Raw genomic sequence first — 15,795 nt, 5'->3', positions numbered from 1 at the left:
CGTTTCTCCGTCAAAGAAAGGGATCAGGGAGAAGCTAGTTGGCCAACTGCGCTCTATTATTAACCAGCGGGTAGGGAGAAAATTATGCAAAATTTTCAGAAAAATTTTCCCCTCATCAAGCTGCAAACCTTCTCAGTGCTTACTTTACGGATTAATCTGTTACGTATTTAAACCACTAACGAGGCTTGTATGGTGCGTCAGTTATAACACTTACGCGAAGGATGCGGGAAACACTTCTGTACTGACGCACCCTACTATCGTCTTTTAAATGCCGAACAGCTTATTAAAGTTTCTGGAAATCTTACATTGAGACGCAATAAAATCCTAGGCAGAGTACATCTCTGAGGTAAAATCAAGTCAAATCCTTTAATTGCTCAGGCATAGTCTCATGCCAATTCCCCAACTTAGTGAAGCGACGATCCAGCATAATACATCTGCCACATCCCTCAACCGTGGTGAAACTTACTATTTAGCGGGTAATGTTACTAGCGCTGTCCTGCGTGGCAATATCGTGCAAGCAATAGTGGAGGGTTCTGCTGTGCAACCTTACCGTATTACGATAAACTTTGATGACGCTAATGTGGCATCATCAAATTGTACTTGTGCTTACGATAGCTTTGGGTGGTGTAAACATATTGTTGCTACCCTGTTATTATGTCTGCGACAACCACAAATAATTGAGCAGCGCCCGACGCTGGAACAGTTACTCGATCGCCTAAACGATGTACAAACCCAGCAATTAATACAAAATTTAGTAGAAAAGGAACCCTCACTCATTGATCCGATCGAACGATACGTTAACTTAAGTGCTATTCCTACGCCTCCACAGCAACCTACTAAAGCACCCCGTCGCACCTCCATTAATCCTGCTCCCTTTCGACAACAAGTACGACAAATTTTGCGAAATGCTGTGCGTTATTTCGACGAGGGATGGGGGGAAGAAGACCCCATTACAGAAGAACTTTTAGATGTGATTCAGCAAGCGCAGGAATTGATTGCAGAGGGAGATGGTAACAACGCCTTAGTAATTTTACAAGCCATCACCGAAGCCTGCGTTAAAGATTGGGATGACGTAGAAGAATATGGCGCTGAAAGTTCTGATATAGCTAACGCTTTGGATGAAGCTTGGACAGAAGCTATTTTAACGGCTGAACTAACTGCTGAAGAAGAGATCGATCTCCAGGCGATGTTAGAAGCTTGGCAAGATGAATGGGATTGCGATTTCACCATGAGCTTGAAAGCTTTACGCCAAGGTTGGGATGACCCCCTAATTCAACAGGTACTTCAAGGAAATATTACGGGGCAAGAAATAGGAGCTAATGACACACCCGAATGTGCTAAGAGCTTAGCATTAATTCGCTTGCAAATCCTCGATCGCCAGGAACGCTATCAAGAATACTTATACTTAGCCCAAGCCGAAAACTGCTCTCAACAATACTTGACGATGTTAAGTCGTTTGGGGAGAGTAGAAGCAGCAGTGGAAGCTGCTGCTACTAAGATGAAATCAGCGGAAGATGCTTTTGCTCTCGCTCAAAGTTTACAAGCACAGGAAGCTCAAGCTGAAGCTCTCAAAATTGCTCAGACTGGGTTGAATTTGTCAGGTAATTGCCTTTATCAACTGGCAATTTGGACGAGTGAGTTGGCTGTTGAGTTGGGAGAAAACGAAGTTGCATTAACTTCTCGAATGCGGGTTTTTGAAATCAAACCATCCTTTGCCGATTATCTTTTAGTGAAGGAGTTTGCCGGAAACAGTTGGTCAAGTGTGAAAGCAAATTTGTTAGCAACTCTCAGAAGCCATAGAAGTTGGGGAGTTTCTGAAGCACAGGTTGATATTTTTCTCTATGAGGGACTTATTGAAGATGCCATCGCTGTTGCTGATGGCTTGAGTGGCTACGAATCGGCACTGATTCACCGAGTAATGGGGGCTGCGATCGCCCACCGCCCCGATTGGGTGATCGCCAATGCTTGTCGGCTTGCTGAATCGATTATGGATCGGGGGAAATCAGAGGACTACGATCGTGCAATTAAGTGGTTGGAAAAAGCCCGCGCTGCTTATTTACAAATGGGGCAAAATCTTCAGTGGTCTGCTTATCGTTCTCAACTTATGCAAGTACACAATCGGAAGCGGAAGTTAATGGGGATGCTGAAGAGTCCAGATTTAGATTGAGGCTGAATTTTACCGTAAACCGGAACAAGTGAAAGCGGCCCAATAAAAAGGGTCAGCAAAAGGCAAATCTAAGCAACTAATTATTTCCAGTCGTGCCAAAGTTTTGTAATTGCGTGTTGCTGTTTCGGCCCGCTTTTCTTCCTCTTGTAGCCATTGCAGGTAGTCGGCAGAACCTTCTGAATAGGAATTACGCTGGTTTTCTGCAAACTGGCGATCGCCCTCCGCCTCTTCAAATTTGCGTTCTAATAAATCAGCAAGTTGGGGAGAATAGCAAGCGACAAATTTTGATCCAGAGAGCGATCGCAAATTTATTTGTGCTTGCTGCAAGGCTTTTAGGCGGCTACTTCCTTGCTGCCGAAGTTTGTGATAAAAAATTGAAAATAACGCTGTTGCTAAATCATCTACACCCCACAGCGTGCTCACAACACTCCGAGCACCCGCACATAAAAAGCCCGTCGATAATGTCAAAATATCATCAGTAATTTCCGTACTTCCTAACCCTGTTTCACAACAGGATAAAAACACATCAACTAAATGAGGAAGCCGCCAGCCCGGTGTCATTAACTGCCCCAAAGTAATGCTACCATCTGCCAATTCGAGTCTGGATTCTAACGGATTATCAAGGCGAGATTGAGCATGATGGCTAGAGATAATTCCCTGGACTTGTAGAGAAAGTTGCCGATAGTTGCTGACCGTTGCTTGGCTACGTCCTCGTAAGTGTTGTTCATTGCGAATATTATACAGTTTGGCAATTTGTTCACCCTCAAAACTTGCACAGGGTAAATCTTCCGTTGCATCTTCGACAATACCATACATTAGTCGATCGTTGACAGGTGGACGTTTGTGGCAAAATTCTAAAACTTGACAACTAGGAGTGTAACGAATTAGAAATTTATCTCCTAAATATTGACCATTTTCTAAGGGTAAAGCAGCAAAAGGAATTTGGTGTAGGCAAAGGTGAGGAACAATAATCACTTCCTCGATATTATTCAGGTACTGACGAATCAGGTTATCGATTTGCAGGCGGCGGGAAAGTTTCGCTAAAAATTGCGTAATTCGATTTCTCCACTTAGCTTTACATTGTAATTGCTCTTGGGCTGATTTACTTGAATCGCCAGAATCCAAGTAGGGTTTTAGCCAATTTTCCTTAATCCATTTTTGTAAGTCTTTTCCGCGTTTTCTGGTTATTTTGTACAAATTTAGTTCGGCTTGTCGCAAAACAAATACATATGTATCTTCATCAGTAGTGTAAAAATTAAGTATAGCTGTAGTAGGGCGAGCGATGAGTTCTTGGATAGCGGTTAAATTAGGGGGACTGACTTGAATTTCTCCCGCTAAAACCGGATCTAAACGTCTTAGTTGTTCCCAAATTTGTTGTTTTTCATTTTCTAAACCTTGGATATTTTCACTAATGGCTTCTAAAGCTGCTCGATTGCGTGTATGATCCATATCAATTAGATCCTTAGCTCTAACTGCAATTAACTTTTGCTTTTTACTTGATTTCTTTAAACCGGAACGTTCGCAATCTATCTGTCGTTGAATTCCTTCAAATTCTGCTAAATATTCTTCTACTTCTGAAGGTATATCTCCATGAGAGTAAAGGTCATTACTGGCAATTAAATCTACTAAGCGACGAGAGCGAGAACGTTCTACATATTCAAAAGCTTGTTGAAAATTTTTCGTATTAACTAATGCTTGTACAATATGTTCATAAAGATATATATCTGCTCCTAAAATTTCTTGCCGGCGTCGATCGGTATTAGCCCAAACTCGCAATTGTTCTAAAGCTTCAATAGCAAGAGAATACCCTTCAATAGCTTCTCTCCATAGTCCTAATTTGAAGGCAATTTGACCTAAAACTTGTCCCGAAATCAGACAATGTTGGGGGAAAGCTTGAGGAGTTCTGACTTTTAATGCTAACTTCAAGTATTGCATTGCTTCGGGAAACTGCTCTAAATTGTGGTAGAGATAACCTAAATTATTTTGTACAGTTGCCCAATTTTCAGGAAAATCGTTGAGAGTATAAACTTCTAAAGCAGCTTGGTAATAGTCCCGCGCCAGTTTTATATTTTCGTCAAAACTTCCTTGAGTGCGATCGTTATAAGCATAACCTAAGTTTAATTGCACCATAGCCCAATCTTCAGGAAAATCTTTCCGAGTATAAACTTCCAAAGCTGACTTATAGTAAAAGATAGCCCTTTCTAAATTTTCAACTTCATTTTCAATAGTGCGCCTCCTATAGGCATTGCCTAAATTATTTTGGATCATTGCCCAATTTTCAGGGGAAATTTGACGGGTATTTACTTGCAAAGCCATTTGATAGTAATTAATAGCTATTTCTAAGTTATTCTCCTCATCTCCTAGCAGACGTTCGCTATAAGCACTACCAATATTATTTTGCAGCATTGCCCACTGTTCAGGGAAATCTGAAGGAGTATATATTAGTAAAGCAGTTTCATAACATTTGATAGCATTTTCTAAATTTTGTAAGGAATCGCCATAAATTCGTTCACTATGAGCAACTCCTAAATTCTGTTGTGTTTCCGCCCACTGTTCGGGATAATTTTCAGAATTACGAACTTGCAAAGCATTATTAAAAGCTGCGATTGCTAATTCTATATTTTCGAGACGGCTACCATATTTGCGATTGAGATAAGCAATCCCTACATTATTTTGAATCATCGACCATTGTTTACGATTAAATTCTTTTTGATAATATTCAAGACAGGTAAGATAAAGAACAATAGCTTCTTCTACATTTTCAGCTTGATTCCCTTGAGCATTTCTTAAATAAAAAGTTCCTAAGTTATTTTTGAGCAAACCCCAAATTTCAGGAAATTTACTATAACAGCCAGCATCTAAAGCAATTTTATAATAGCTGAGAGCTCGATCAAGGTTATCAACTCGCTCTCCTTTAACTCTATTTTGATAGCCATACCCTAAATTATTCTGAATTTTCAACCAATTTTCTAAATAAGTCTCTGGATCATAAATAGTTAAGGCATTTTGAGAAGCAGCAATTGATGCTTCAATATTTTCGGAAAAATCTCCTTTTAGTCTTTCTAAATAAGCAACTCCTAAGTTAAGTTGTATCAGTCCCCACACTTCTGTAAAAGTCTCAGAATTATACACTTGTAATCCTAATTCATAATATGCAATTGCCCGTTCCAAGTTATCGGAACATTTCCCGCTTGTAGAAAGATAATAGGAAAATCCTAAATTATTTTGAGTGTTCGCCCAATTGTCGGGATAGTCCTCACGATTATAAACTTGTAAAGTAGCCTCTATCAAACTCCTACCTAGTTCTATATTCTGTTCTTGACTTCCCTTGAATCTGCTGAGATATGTCGCCCCTAAATCATTATGAATAAAAGCCCATAATTCAGGAAATTCTTCTTTCTTACAAATTTGTAGGGCAGTTTGATAACACTCAATCGCTTTCTCAAGATTATCAGCACGATTTTCTATTTTTTGACGGTAAGCATCTCCCATACAAAATTGGATCGTACTCGATTGTTCGGGGAAGTCTTCAGGAATATAAACAGTTAAAGCTGCTTGATAACACTCAATTGATTTTTGGAGATTGTCGTCTCGATTCTCTTCAATTGTAATATAAGCATTACCTAAGCTCTCTTGAGTTTCTGCCCACTGTATGGGAAAATCCGTATAAGTACGAACTTCTAAGGCATTGTGAAAAGCGGCGATCGCCCTTTCAATGTTATCTAATTTTTCTCCTTGAATACGATTATAATAAGCTAGACCCAAATTATTTTGAATTCTTGCCCAATCTGTAGGATTATCCTCTTTTGGATAAACAGCCCAAGCAGCTTGATAATATTTAATTCCTACTTCTATATTTTCCGCTTCATCTCCCTTAACACGGTGGAGATAAGCCAAACCTAAATCATGCTGAACTTCCGCCCATTTTAAGGGAGACTCTTGACAATTCCACACTTTCAATGCTAATTCAAAAGCAGCGATCGCCCTCTCCAGATTTTCTTCTAAATCACCTTCAACTCTGTCAAAATAAACTAAACCTAAGCGATGTTGAATCAAACTCCATAATTCCGGTTCATCGGTATCATTACAACATTGTAAAGCTAATTCATAACACTCAATTGCCCTTTCTAAATTGCGGCTACGGTTTCCAGCAAGGCGAATTTGATAAGCAAATCCCAAATGGTTTTGAGCCATCAACCAATCCTCATGGTAATCTTCCCGATTGAGCGCAGTCGCTACTTGTTGATATCCCGCGATCGCAATTTCAATATTGTTTACACGATAGCCCAGAGTAAATTCTTGAATAAGGATACTAAAAGTTCTAATTACAGTGGCTATATCGTAAGCTTCTTCAGACTCTAATTTAGCTAAAACGTCAGTTGCCCAACTTCGCAAAAACCAATCAAAATTATCATCTAATTTATCTAAATTTTTCTCTAAAATAGGATACACAACTTCTGCATCTCCTTCACTTGCTTTGATTGCTTCCAAGACTTCTATGAAAAAATTTAATAAGTCTTGAGAATTAGCTAATTCATATCTAATTTGAATTAAGTCTTTTATCTTGGTCACCGCACTTCGCAGCCAGTCAGATCCCTCTTCATTTTCCTCAATAAATAACTCATCTGCTACCTCTTCCATCACCTCTAATAAACCTTTATTAAGGAGGTCTGAATAGTCATCCAAAATCTCTCGTTCTTCACCATCAGGACAGGTACGTAGCATTTCAATTAGGTGACGATAAGCAGAGTTGAGCTGTTCTTTCATGTTACATTTTTTGGGTTAATATCCGTTTTGGTTTCATATCAATTCCGGTTGCACGAGTGACATGATATAGAGGAGACGGCAGTCCCCTTGGACTACCCGGATTAATTTTGGGGACACGGGGCACTGCGCCGTGTCGAAAGCTATGGGTAATATTAATTCCGATGGTAGGGGATTTGATATCACAGGAGTGCAAGTATCTGTATCGTTACAAATATATAGGCAAGCGAGCATGATACTCGCATTCCTAAAAAATGCTTTTTACAACATGGGATGTTCTCAGTTTGGTGGAAACAATAAATATTTAAGTTTTTGTTTCAATCTCCCAAATCCCGGCTAATTTATTTAGAATCTTTTGGGCTAATTGTTGGCGGTGTAAATCTGCGGAGAGAACTTTTTCTTCTCGACCAATTTCTCCCATAAAAGCCTGTTGTTCAGCCAAAAAATCAACTATTTGATAATGAGGATTAATAGGAAGACTAGCGACTAATACATCTGCTCCTGCATAGCGCCATTTAATGGGCTTAGTAGTTCGGTAAATGCGCTCTAATTGAGCGATAATTTCTGAAAAGTTTTGTGTTTCTAAGAGTTGTCGCACTTCTACGGCTACTGGATCGTCACTTCTCAAAAACTGATTTCCTAATTCCAGACGATAGAGATGATCGATGAGAGCATCTAAGTTTTGGAGTTGGGCAATCTGGATCTGGCTTGGCAACGGAGAATTCTCCAGTGATGGGGTAAATCCTAGCAGTTTTCCTGAGTCTAATTTTTCGCCAAATTCAACTATTACATAGCCGATTCTGTCTTCTATGGCTGCTGGTGGAACTACGATCGCACTTTCTCCAAACCAAACCGGGCGGCATTCTAATTTACCCATCCCTGGTAACACCAAATCAGCAATATCCCACTGGGCACGGACGACTGGATGCCAACTATCGCCTTGAATTAAATCGGGTTCGTAGGCTTGCCATTTGAGGTAACTATAGACAACATAAACTGCTAAAGTATTCACATAAACTCGTTTGGCAGCCTCATGCTTTGTCAATTCAGGAGCGAATTGCAGAGTTTCGGTCGCAAATTTTCGAGCGGTGCGGTGAGCATCAGTACCTAGTGGAACTGTCAATAGCGTTGGGTTTGTGCTTTGCATAATTTAATCCTCTCTTGTGTATCCTAGCTCTAATGCGATCGCTTGGAGCAAGGGGCGACAGTTCCTTTCCCAGTGTGATTTTAGAGTTTGGTAGTTGATGTTAAATTCTTTGGCGATCGCAGTAAACTTGTCAGGGGTGGTTTTAAAAAGCACCTTTAATGTGAGAACTTGACAGTTACACTCTGGATGATTTTTAGGATGACAGGAGCGAAATTTCCCATCGGGGTCTTCTTGGACGTATTGTTCTAGCTTTTGAATAATATTCTGATAATTTTCTTGCTCTAAAAGTGCTATGTAGCCATCCAAACCACTGCGGGTAGGAGTGGAAAAACTTGTTTCTGAAAGCACATCCAGCAAGGCGGTTGTAGTATCTGAGCCTCCTATAGGGGCATCTAAACTGTAAGTGGGCGGTTCAGAAGGTAACTTCAAATCCTTAATGCGCCACTCTAGGTAACTATTTATCCATTGTCGTAGTCGTCTTGAAACATTCGGATCGCTAAGCTTGAACTTTGAGCAAATGCTTTTGTTCACCCATTCCCAGGTTTTATTTAAGGCTTCTAAATAATCGGGATGTGCAGATCGCAGTAGTCCGGGAAGTTCCTGTAGTTCGGCGAGCAATCGGTTCATCGCTTTGCGCCTTTGGGAGCTGTTTTGGGGATACTCGCATACCTCCTCAATTAGTTGGCGCAGCAGTTGATCCATAGGTGTTAAATTAATTATTTGAATTGTCAACTCATTGTTGCACCGCTTGGATATTCTCCGCTAACCAGAGGATGCTCTGTGTTCTGCGTGCACCCGAAAGTTAGAGTTATATTAATTCCGGTTGCACTCCTCATGAGTGTTAACTGTTAACTGTTGACTGTTGACTGTTGACTGTTGACTTGGGGTAGCCCAACTGAATGATGGTTGAGTGTTGAATGTTGACTCGATTTTACACCCGACGCTGAAGCGCGGATTTGATCTGACAGATTTCAGATTAATTCAAGTGTCGATCGATCGTCACAATCGAAACTGGCCGCAACGCATCAAAACGAGTTGAATTCCCCCCAGCCACAGAACGCGATAACTGCACTTGCACGATTCGGTAACTCCAGTGCGGTTCCCGGCGCACCCGATCGCCCATCCAGCTCAAAACAGTAGCAATATCCTCAAAAGCATCCAAAGCCAGCACGATCGAGCCTCCAGCAAGCAGCCGCAGCGCGCAAACGCCCAAAATTTTAGTCAACCCTCCGCCACTACCGCCAATAAAAATCCGGTGCGGAGGACGCAAGCGGTGCAAGATTTCCGGGGCAGTTCCGTGAATCGAGAACACATTTTGCAGCCCAAAACGGCCATAGTTGAACTCGATCGCAGAAGTACCAGAAACCGTTTGTTCGATCGCATACACCTCAGACTGCGGGAATAAACGAGCAATTTCGATCGACACAGAACCATTACCAGCACCCACATCCCAGACAACTTGTCCCGGTTGCAAAGCCAATTGTCCCAGCACCAACACCCGCACTTCCCGTTCAACCGTCAAACCAGGCTTGTCGCCACAACCGATAAAAGCTGCATCCGGTATTCCCAACAAAGGCAACTTTTCCAAATCCAAAGGTTCTGCCCTCGCGGGGGACTCGCGCAGCATCACAACCACGCTCAGCGGTGCAAAAGACTCTCCCAGCAAAGCTGACAGAGAACGGAGGCCCACCCGTTCGTCAGCAGCACCCAAATTCTCGCAAACCCAAAACTCGTAGCGTGTAGGTAAATCTAGAGCTTTCACCAAATTTGCCAGGACCGCCGGAGTATGAGTTTCGTCGGCGAGCACCGCAATTTTCTCGACACCGAGTTTGAGTTTTGCCGTCAGTTCCTCAAAATAACGTCCTTGAGAACCCACAAAATGAGCGTCTTGCCAAGGAATTTGCATGCGGTTAAAAGCCAACTGCACAGAACTGACGTGGGGGTGAAAAGTCAATTTTTCGGCCGGCAATTGGGCAATTAACAACTTTCCCCAGCCGTAGAACAGCGGGTCGCCGGCCACTAAAATGACAATTAGTTGAGAGGAGGACATGGGGGTTGCCAACGTCCCGGCATCCGGCTCTAAATCCGCATCCTGAGCCAACCACCGCCGAATTTCGACAATGGCGCTCGTCAAATCGGCCAGCACCCAGCGCTCGCAGGAGAGCTCTGGAAAATAGCTCAAATGTCGATCGCTCCCTACTAATAGAGCGGCCCTTTCTACAACCTGCAGCGCCGATTCGTTCAGCCCAGAAGCTCCATCTAAACCTATACCAACAACGTGTATTATCACTTTTTTAGCTAAAACCCAAAAGTCAGAATTACTAATTTTTTGTAACGCTCCACATACCTGCCGAAACGGGTAGGTGTGGGCTTGTCAAATATTCCGCAGAATATGTATAACTTCCACAGAAAGGGCAATGATCTGGTCAACAATCCTAACTACGGATTAAAAGCGACTGCCCAGCGATCGAATGCTTTTGGTCGCATACTTTAACTACTATCATTAAACTCCATCGCAGATCCGTCTATCTGCCTCGTTGACACTGACGTTGTTCTTCAAATAATCATGCAACCAATTGCAGCCGCGATCGATGAGTTCCTCGAAGTTCAACGTTTCAGCATTCCAGAGTTCAACCAAGGCATCATCACTTACAGAAGCAATTTGTTTGCCATCGGGGCTGAAACTGACATCCCAGTAAGAATAGCCATGTCCTTCGATCGTTCTAATCTCTTCACCAGCCGTTACGTTCCAAAGCCGGATTGTACCATCCGCGCTTGCAGAAGCAAGAATTTTACCGCCAGGGCTGAAGCTAAGTCTGGTAACTCCAGCAGTATGACCCTTCAGCGTTGTGAGTTCCTCACCGTCTAAACTCCAAAGCTTAATGGTTTTATCACCACTACTAGAAGCAATACTCTGACCATCTGGGCTAAACCGAACACTGGTCACGTAGTTACCATGTCCTCTGATTGTTTTGAGTAGCTGACCTTGAAGATTCCACAGTTTTATTGTGCCGTCTTGATGAGCAGAGGCAAGTGTTTTGCCATCTGGACTGAACCGAACACTCCAAACCTTACCAGCCAAAGCCTTGAGAGTTTTCGATTCTTGAGTATTTATCTGCAACAGCTTGACTGTTCCATCGTAACTAGCACTGGCGAGGGTTTGGCCATCTGGGCTAAAACTTACGTCAGTGACTTCACTGCTGTGTTCTTTAAAGGTTCTAAGACTTTGACCCTTGAGGTTCCACAGTTTAATCGTTGTATCGTAGTTACTTGCGGCAATTGTGTTCCCATCCGGGCTAAAGCTCAAGCTCCAAATCCGATTCCAAGCCTTGTCGCTGTCTGCCTGAATCGTTTGAAGTGCTTGACCCTCAATGCTCCAAAGTCTAATCGTTTTATCATCTCCAGCCGAAGCAATGATTTTGCCATTCGGGCTGAACCGAACGCTCCAAAGAGAATCATGATGTCCAACAAAAGTATGCAGTTTTTGTCGATCGTCAACAGCCCATAACGTAACCGTGTTGTCTTTTACAGCAGCGGCAATGAACTTACCATCTGGGCTAAAACCGCTGTTAAAGACGGCATCATCATGTCCTCTAAAGGTTTTCAGAAGTTGTCCAGTAGTGTTCCATAGTTTAACCGTTCTATCAGCACTGCTAGAAGCGATCGTTTTACCATCCGGACTAAAACTAACGCTGAAAACATAGTTATCATGTTTACCGATCGTTCTGATTTCTTTTCCGTCTAAATTCCATAGTTTAATCTTAGTGTCCCCGGTGGCAGTAGCAATGGATTGACCATCCGGGCTAAAGCTGACATCGAAAATCGATAACTGGCTTGCTCTAAAGGTTTTGAGTTCTCGTCCATCCATGTTCCAGAGTTTTAGAACACCGCTTCGATCGCCCGTGACAATTGTTTTACCATCCGGGCTACAACTGATGTTCCAAACATTATCCTCATGCCCTGTAAGTGTCTTAATTTCTCGTCCCTTTGTACTCCAAAGTTTGACATTATTTCCTTCAGGAGCAGCGATCACTTTACTATCAGGACTAATACAAAGACTGCTAATAAAACTATCTGCATTGTCTTTTCCCTTCACTGTGAAGACTTCTTGCCCATTAATATCCCAAGCTTTGATGGTGTAGTCGGCACTGACAGCAACAATCATCTTGCCATCTGGACTGAATTTCACGCGCCTAAAAGACTGATTCTGTCCGGAGAGTCGTTTAATTTCTCGCCCATCAATGCTCCAAAGCCTGACCGTATTATCTTCGCTAGCAGTCGCAATCATTTGATTATCGGGACTAAAGCTGACGCTTCTCACAGCATCATTGTGTCCTTCTAGGCGATTCTTTTCTCTAATGAAACTAGACCGCTGCAATGCTAATTTGACTAATTTTTTAGTATTCATATCTGCCAAATTCGCTGATTTTAATTGAGTTGCTGATTTTAATGCAGCTAACAAAGCATCAAGTTCTTTGTTTGAGTTCAATAACGCCGTTGAAGAAATGCTGAGAGATTTGATCCTCTCCAGTTGAGTATCTCTGACCATCAGACTTGCCCAAGTTCCGGCAAATATTGCCACAATCAGAGATGCAACGAGTATCACTAAACCGAGCCGAATTCGTCGGTGGGCTTTTCGGTTTGCCTGATTCAGGGTTTGGTTGGCTTCGGTTAAGACTTGATTAGCTTCTGCCAAAATCCAGGATGCTTCTGTTTCTGCGTTCAACCGCTTTTGAATGTCTCGTTGTTCTAATTCCCGACTTGCATCTAAGAAGCGGTAATCATTGTCGCTTAAGCTTTTATCGGCCACCCACTGCTGCGCTTTTTGTAACGTCTGTCCTCGCAAAAGCCAGGATTCCTCCTGACCGTTGGATGTCAGCCAACCTGCTAACGCTACCGAATAAAAATCAGGGCGTACAGAGGATAATTCCTGCTCAATCCAAGCCTTATTAAAAACAGATTGATAAATGCGGTTGTAAACGCTAAGTTTGCCTTGATGCTTTACAACCAATCCTGATAGCTGTAATTCCATTTGTTCGGGACTGTTATCTACGAATATCGCGTTATATTGTAAAATCTGCTGATAAAGCCCAAGTAGCCGACCTCTGCGCTGTTCGCTGCCTCGGATGCGATCGCGAATTGTCCTCAGATGCGGTGGAGTATCCTGAGATTCCCAATTCTCAACGATATAATGTTGCACCAACTTCTCGATATTAGGCTGGCAATTTTCGGGTTTTTCTGCTACCAACTTACACAACTTTTGAGTGAGAAAAGGTTGTCCGCCGGTCCAATCCAAAATCTCTTGTAAAACGGCTAATGGATTCTCTACTTTTCCGACTAATCCCTGAGTTAAGGGTGACTTAGCTTCTGCCAGCTTAAATCCTGTCAAATCGATCGATCGACCAATATTAAAGGGAGTTCTTTGCTTATCAACCATCAAGTCGCATGGTGTGGCGACTCCCAACAGACAAAAGGTCAAGCGATTATACATGGGATTGTGCGATCGTTGCTCGTAACAAGCGCGAATCAAAGCAAATAGATCGTCGGTTGAAAAATTTAAGCTCTTGACGTTATCAATTTCTTCTAAAAAGATACAGACTCTCGTACTCGCAACTTTAACCAATAGAAGATCTTCAATAAACAGGCTGAGTTGTTGGATTGCAGAAAGTTCCGCTTGTTCGTTTCTCCAAGTCTTTAGATCGAACGTTCCTGAAAGCTTGAAAGCTCTGACCAATTCCACGACTAAACCTTTATACCACTGATCGGCCGTTATTTGCTTTGACCCTAATTTGGTCACATCTACTGCCGCGCAAGCAATTTTTTTCGCTTCTAGCAGTTGCATAGTTCTTGCTTTTAAGCTCGACTTACCCATCTGCCGAGAGTTAAACACGTAACAGAATTCACCCGCTTCTAATGCAGCCAAAAGTTCTCGATCGGCCTGCCGCGTTACATAACAGAGTGCATTTGGCGGTAAGCTTCCCCCAACTTTGTATTCATAATTTTCGTTGTAGGTTGTATTCATTATTTTATTCGTATTATAAGATTCAACCCTCAAGCAAGATTGGTGCTGAAATACTGACGATATAGCTCGCAACTCGGTGTCACTTGATTGCCCTTGAGCTGCACGAGTCCCATACTGTCCAAATGATAGACAGCTACAGATTCTAAATGAACTGGATCTTGAGCAGTCATGACCTGTTTTAATGGGGCTGCTAATTCTGGTTGCTGTTTTAAATTCCCTAAGCAACACCGCAAATGGTCGCTATAAACTCCAGCATGGGTTGGAGCATCTTGCAGCAATTGCTGAAGTGTCATATCCTGACGAGCAAGGTGATACAGGGCCAGTCGAATCAGATAGGGATGCCCTCCAATCATCGCCGTTAACGGTTGGGTCGTTTCAACAGTCCAAGTTAAGCCATGTAACTGAGCTAGCGTCTGGACTTGCTGTTGATTAAATGGCGGCAATCTCAGGGGTAGCCCAACATTAAATGGAGATTGATGGATATTTAAGGAGATATATACTTCTGTTGAGTGAGCGATGATTAATCGAAGTTTTCGCCAACTTTCTTGGAGTGTGGCTTCTTCATGCCATTCTCGCAGCAAAGCTAAAAAATCTTCAGCAAGATCTGGATAGTTAAAAACAGTATCAATTTCGTCTAAGCTGAGGACTAAACCCGTCTCTAACTGTTCTAATAAATGGGTTTCAAAGTATCCCGTACAGCTTACCTTACTACCAATTTCTTCATCCCAGTAGTCATCAAGCTTTGGTTCTAGGTTCAGTTGTCGGCTCACATTCAAACAAAACCATCGTAAAAATTTATTTAAGCTTGTAAAGACTGTTTTTTCAGCTTTTCGCAGGTTCATGCGAACAACTTGATAATTTTGTTGAGTCGCATAAGCCAACACTCGATTGAGTAAGGAGGTTTTTCCCATTTTTCTAGGTCCTCTGATGCGAATCAGAGAACCGGGCTTCAAAATCTCCTTGTAACAGTCGGACTCGAGCGGAGGACGTTCGACATAAAAAGGAGAATCCAGTCCTAAAGGTCCTTCTGGAAATTCTAGGGCGATCGCACAATTTGATGTTGGTGTTGATGAAGTTTTAGCAGCAGTCTGGTTTTGCCATGCCCTCTTGAGTGCCTGTCGGAAGTTCTTCTTTGTTACTTCTTCGCCTAATGCTGCTGACAGTTTTTTCCACAAGCGATATCCCACGTCTCCACTGATGTAGTTCTCAGTCAGAAATAACTGTTCGGCAATCTTTCCATAACTTTTGCCTTCCCACGCGCCTCGAAGCACCTGGATCTCAACATCACTGAGGTGTCTTCCAGTATGTTTTAATACCAGTGTATTAACCAGGTTTTGGGTTTGTTCCCAAGACAGTTCTGTTTCAGCATTCATGGCTTAGAGTAGCAAGATGAATAGCTTTAGTTATATCACGAATTAACGGGCGAATCAATTGGGTGGCTGCACCTGACTTTTGCAGACTTTTTGCTTTAAATGTAATTGGCAATCCTGAATTTTACCTGTTTTTTGTCTGTTTATTTATCAATATATCGATCGTAAAGTCCAGAAGTTTACCAGTTGTCATACCGAGTTGGTATGGACAAATATATAAAGATGAAGCGCGAAAACAGACCTAATCAAGTTAGTTATTAACTTTAAGTTAGCACTCATCTAACGCTTCTACATGACCAATGTACGAGATTAGCCAATCAACGTA

At 42.3% G+C, this 15,795-nt stretch carries 7 protein-coding genes; 1 reads left to right on the top strand and 6 read right to left on the bottom strand.

The annotated features are described in order from the left end of the window. The first annotated feature begins 388 nt into the window (after window positions 1–388). Window positions 389–2,167 (top strand): SWIM zinc finger domain-containing protein, encoded by a 1,779-nt coding sequence (locus tag QUA16_RS18955; protein WP_333105096.1) that lies wholly within the window; start codon window positions 389–391, stop codon window positions 2,165–2,167. A 9-nt stretch (window positions 2,168–2,176) separates the two neighbouring features. On the opposite strand, the gene QUA16_RS18950 is transcribed toward QUA16_RS18955, so the two are convergent. From QUA16_RS18950 to QUA16_RS18925, 6 genes are all read right to left on the bottom strand, one after another. Next, entirely contained in the window at window positions 2,177–6,934 is a 4,758-nt protein-coding gene (locus QUA16_RS18950) for a CHAT domain-containing protein (protein WP_333105093.1), read from the bottom strand. Window positions 6,935–7,235: 301 nt separating this feature from the next. After that, window positions 7,236–8,078: a DUF1822 family protein gene (locus QUA16_RS18945; protein ID WP_333105091.1), complete on the bottom strand. Its 843-nt coding sequence runs from the start codon at window positions 8,076–8,078 to the stop codon at window positions 7,236–7,238. Window positions 8,079–8,081: 3 nt separating this feature from the next. After that, entirely contained in the window at window positions 8,082–8,780 is a 699-nt protein-coding gene (locus QUA16_RS18940) for a hypothetical protein (protein WP_333181294.1), read from the bottom strand. A 274-nt stretch (window positions 8,781–9,054) separates the two neighbouring features. Beyond that, window positions 9,055–10,368, bottom strand: coding sequence for a precorrin-6y C5,15-methyltransferase (decarboxylating) subunit CbiE (gene cbiE, locus QUA16_RS18935; RefSeq protein ID WP_333105088.1), 1,314 nt, complete (start codon window positions 10,366–10,368; stop codon window positions 9,055–9,057). A gap of 213 nt (window positions 10,369–10,581) precedes the next feature. After that, the gene (locus QUA16_RS18930; RefSeq protein ID WP_333105087.1) at window positions 10,582–14,100 is read right to left on the bottom strand and encodes a WD40 domain-containing protein; all 3,519 of its coding nucleotides are present in this window, start codon (window positions 14,098–14,100) and stop codon (window positions 10,582–10,584) included. Window positions 14,101–14,129: 29 nt separating this feature from the next. Continuing rightward, window positions 14,130–15,473, bottom strand: a complete 1,344-nt coding sequence (locus QUA16_RS18925; protein WP_333105086.1) for an AAA-like domain-containing protein — start codon at window positions 15,471–15,473, stop codon at window positions 14,130–14,132. Window positions 15,474–15,795: the final 322 nt, after the last annotated feature.

The organism is Microcoleus sp. S13_C3 (assembly GCF_036700905.1).
Classification (GTDB): Bacteria; Cyanobacteriota; Cyanobacteriia; order Cyanobacteriales; family Microcoleaceae; genus Microcoleus.
The sequence above is the reverse complement of the archived record's forward strand: the minus strand, read 5'-3'. Positions and strand labels throughout refer to the sequence as shown.